Annotated in this window: 3 protein-coding genes; 1 reads left to right on the top strand and 2 read right to left on the bottom strand. The window is 39.6% G+C overall.

Annotation, left to right across the window (positions count from 1 at the left end; translation table 11 throughout):
* Positions 1-354 (top strand): hypothetical protein (locus HN459_01025; GenBank protein ID MBT3478024.1); only part of this gene is annotated, 354 nt, incomplete at its 5' end.
* A 35-nt stretch (positions 355-389) separates the two neighbouring features.
* On the opposite strand, the gene HN459_01020 is transcribed toward HN459_01025, so the two are convergent.
* Both HN459_01020 and HN459_01015 read right to left on the bottom strand, forming a co-directional pair.
* A complete protein-coding gene (locus HN459_01020) occupies positions 390-2,780 on the bottom strand; it encodes a S8 family serine peptidase (protein MBT3478023.1) in 2,391 nt (796 codons plus the stop codon).
* A gap of 70 nt (positions 2,781-2,850) precedes the next feature.
* Positions 2,851-3,900, bottom strand: a complete 1,050-nt coding sequence (locus HN459_01015; protein MBT3478022.1) for a hypothetical protein — start codon at positions 3,898-3,900, stop codon at positions 2,851-2,853.
* Positions 3,901-4,455 lie beyond the last annotated feature (555 nt).

The raw sequence follows: 4,455 nt of genomic DNA, 5'->3' as shown, positions 1-4,455 counted from the left end.
TTTGCCGATTTTAATCTGGATAATCGAATTGATCTAATTGTTACCCAGAACGGGGCGCAAACAAAATTATATGAAAATACAAATTCGGAACCGGGATTAAGGGTTAAACTAAGGGGTTCAAAATTTAATCCATGGGCCTTTGGTGCAAAAATTCAAATTAGTTATAAAGACGGCTCCTTGGGTCCCGTGCGGGAGATTCAATCCGGTTCAGGATATTGGTCTCAGAATTCTCCTATTCAAATTTTGGGAATAAAAGGGGAAGCATCTGATCTAAAAATCCAATGGCCCGACGGTTCTAAAACCACCGAGCCATTAAATGGGAATAAATTAACGGTTACATTTACGGAAAATTAATCGGCCCTTTCTCCATTCTATAACCACCCGATTCTTTATTTCATCAACACCATCTTTCGACTATTGGTGAAGATCTGATCACTTTCCATTGAACGCGCTGTTAATTTGTAAATGTAAACACCTGCCGGTACACGATTCCCATTTGTATCTGTTCCATTCCAGGTTTTTCGTTTATATCCCGCTCGTTCATTGCCCATGGTCCAGCGTGTTACTTCATTTCCTCGAAGATCATAAATAACTAGGGAAATTGAACTGGCTTCCGGCAATTCATATTTAATTGTAGTGGTCGGATTGAATGGATTGGGATGGTTTTGTGATAAGGAATAAGATTGAGGCAACAATAATATTTTAGGATTAAATCCGCCTGAATTATATTGGACATATTTTGTCTCAAAGTCAGATTCGCTCCCTCTGGTCACCTCAACCTTCATTGTAAAGCTTGTAGTGCCCATTGTCACTTGTTGAGACTGAGAAATTCCTAAATTCGACCAAATACTGCTACCGTCATTTTTAATTTTCCATTGATAACCTATTGATCCGTTACCACCGGTAACGTTAACGGTATAATAACCTGTTTCTTTAAAATCCAGAAACAAGGGGCCGCTAATTGAGACAGCAAGGGGAGGAAAAGTTCCAAGCGCAGTATAGGCAAATACGACCTGGCCCGGATCACATGGATAAGTATCCCAATAATCGGGGAAACCATCTACTGGATCTTCAATATAAATATCATATACATAGGTTCTTAACCTAACGCTCGTATTCGTGATTGTACCGGGAACAACTTCACAATAGCCCATTGTAAAGTTTGGATCAGCTTTAGAATACCCGTTAGAAGCAACTCCACGACCCCAGACATGGGGCGTAGAACTAAAGGAAGATGGAAAGGACACAGTCTTTTCGACCTCATGCCTTTCTACGATATAAGTACCATCACCCAAACCCGGTAATCCATAAAATTCCTGATAATTATTCCACAAACTAGATACAACCGTACCGCCTGTGGAAAACCAATGGTTTAATTGATTCGGAGAACGGATTGAATCCAATGCAGCGCGGGCGTTTACGCGACCTTCTCCGTATTCATTATCAAATCCTGATGGCCCTTTATCTTCGGCAGAAATTCTAATGATTTGCCTTATGTCATCGTTATACAAAGAGGGATTAAACGATAGTAGAAGAGCAGAAATACCGCTAACAACTGGGGTAGAAAATGAAGTTCCCGAAATTGGTTCCCATTTACCATCAATGAAGGTTTTATTGTCATAACTATCCCCTGGTAGAGTAGTGAAAATATTTTCTTCGTCTGGAAAATCTTTACCAGAACCCCCTGGCGCCACAACGTCTATATGGGGTCCTGTGCTAGAGTTCGCCTTCCTGGAATCAGTGTTCTTTGTAGCACCGACCGCGATTACTATTCTTCCAAAATTGGCTGGTGACTGTGGGTATAAATCGTTACCATCATTTCCCATTGCGGCTACAGTAGTCAAATTCATCTTATATGCATCTGTAAACGCCCTGTAAAGGGTAAAAGAGTTATTAATCTGGTCAAACCCATAACTGTTATTAATAACATGGGCATTGCGATTAATGGCGCTTTGAATTGCATTTGTGGCATTAACAATCGTTATTGCACCTAAGTCTTCATTAATGATACCGACGTTCCAGGCCACACCAGCAACTCCAACTGAATTGTTACCTTGTGCAGCTGCGATTCCTGCTACTGCTGTGCCATGATAATGATTGTCACCTATATCACCTATTACGCGACCCGTAAAATCCTGATGGTTAGTCTGCATACCAGCATCAACTATTGCAATATTAATTGCACTTGATCCTGTCGTTATTTCCCAAGCTTCTTCTGCGTCAATATCTGAATCATTTGTTCCTCCTCCTTGCGCAGCAGTCCCTTCATTTTTCATAGCCCACTGTTTTGAAAAGTGCGGATCGTTGGGGTCAGTAAATAGCTTGCCTAAAATATTTGGTTCAGCATAAATAACTTCCGGGCGCCTCGACATAGTATTCAGCAGGCTATCACGCATCATCGGAACAGCCAACCGTAATAAATATACATTTGACCAATCGGTCAACTCTACCGGTTCACCGGTTCTGGTCATCTTGAAACGGTTTTCTGCAACAAAATTAGGGATAAGGCGCGATATTTCAGAGACTCTACCGTTTACTAAAATCTGGTGTAATTCTTGAGATGGTATTTCAATCTCATCCAATCTACCCTTAGTTCTACCTTGAGGTAAGGTGAGAATTCCAGGCTTGAATTCAACAATAAATTCTCGCTTAACTTGCTCAAATGAGTTTTCTCTACTGTTTTGAGCCTCAAGTGAAATTGTAATTAGAAAAAATCCTAATACAACAGCACATAGACTCGGCCATTTGCAAGAATTTTCTTTTGGTAATCGTCTCGTCATGATTATCTATCCTCTTGTTTAGTTGGCAAAAAGGCTAACAGAATTCACCCTTCCGCATTAAGAAGCTTTCTTACTTATTAACGTTATTTCTTAAGTTATAACTGGGAAATAATTGATCTCCAAGAGATAATGGTGGACCGTATATTCCCTTGAAAAATGTAAGTTGTCGGAGATTAGTTCCGTCCACATCAATTACCCAAAGTTGACCATTACCTTTTGGTATAGGATTACGATTGTTGACTGCCCACCGAAGAAAGACAATACTTTTCCCATCAGGGCTCCAAGAAAAATCCCAATCAGGCCCTTGGGTTAGCTGACGAGGATTAGTCCCGTCTGCTTCAATAATCCATATAGTTAGACCGGGTTCCGTATAAAATGCTAATTTTGTTCCATCATATGAATATCTAGGGAAGGAACCATGGGCAATCCATTTTGAATTTGTTCCGTTTGTATCCATAGTAAATACATCAGTACCCGCTTGGCCATTTGACATATAACGTCCATGAACTATCCACTTGTCATCGGGAGACCAAATAGGGAATCTCCATCCACCTTCCCCTGCACTATCACTTTCACTACTAATGTTTATCTTATTATTTCCATTTGAATCCATGACCCAGATATCATATTTAGTGTCATCAATATCAGAATCATAGGTAATACGGGCTCCGTCATTACTCCAAGCCGGGAAGAAATTTTTCCCTTTTGTTGTTAATTGCTGTAATGTTGACATGTCTATTTCGGCAGGATCATAATTCAAAACTTCAACAGTAAATATCTGTCCCATTTTGTGCATTGCGAGTTTGAGTCCATCAGAGCTCCAAGCAGGGTAACTGAAGCCACGAATAAGTGGCTGTTTAATGCCAGTATCTGCATGTATGACCCATATACCCCAAAAAATATTGTCTTTTATTCCGTCTGTGTTCGTGTCTACACTATCTCCATGGGATACAGCAATCCATTGTCCTTGGGGATGCCATGCAGGTTCTCTAAAAAAACTTGGTAGCTCTTCGATATGGAAATTTTTTCCAGGTGGTTCTGGTTCCGTGATACGACATCCAGTCACAAGTAAAAGTGCTGGCGTCAGGAATGTAAATGAGACTAAAATATATTTTCTCATATTTTCCTTACCTAGCCATATGTTGTCTTACAACGATAAATAAAAGTATACCCATCAATTTGAAATTCCTGTGGATGAATTTAAACTACTATGATCTGCGTCTATACAACTAAATGTTGTTAAGTAATAAGGAGAATTATTATTATTAACATTATTTATAAGAACTCCTGAACACTATCGGGTCCAGTTCTCAATTATAACCAACCAAACCGATCGAATTTCATTGTCCCTGGTCCCACCTCCATAGTTCTCTTTTTTGCGAAAGTTCGTACTGTCTTTGAAAATATAGTCCTAATTTTACAACTATTAACATAATACCTGTCAATGGGGCGAACACCCTATTTTTATCTGGAATAATTACCTATTTGCACCAGCTATTAGTACCTGTTAATTCTATAGTTATGTCCATGATTTTCTGCACTTGAGAAAAAGGATCAAAAAGGGCCGGTAAGGAAATCCAATCCGGTTCAGGATATTGGTCTCAGAATTCTCCCATTCAAATCATGGGACTAAAAAGTGATACAGACCATCTAAAAATACAATGGCCCGATGGTT

The organism is Candidatus Neomarinimicrobiota bacterium, assembly GCA_018647265.1.
In the GTDB taxonomy this organism is placed as follows: domain Bacteria; phylum Fidelibacterota; class Marinisomatia; order Marinisomatales; family TCS55; genus TCS55.
This window is presented reverse-complemented; position numbering and strand designations above follow the sequence as displayed.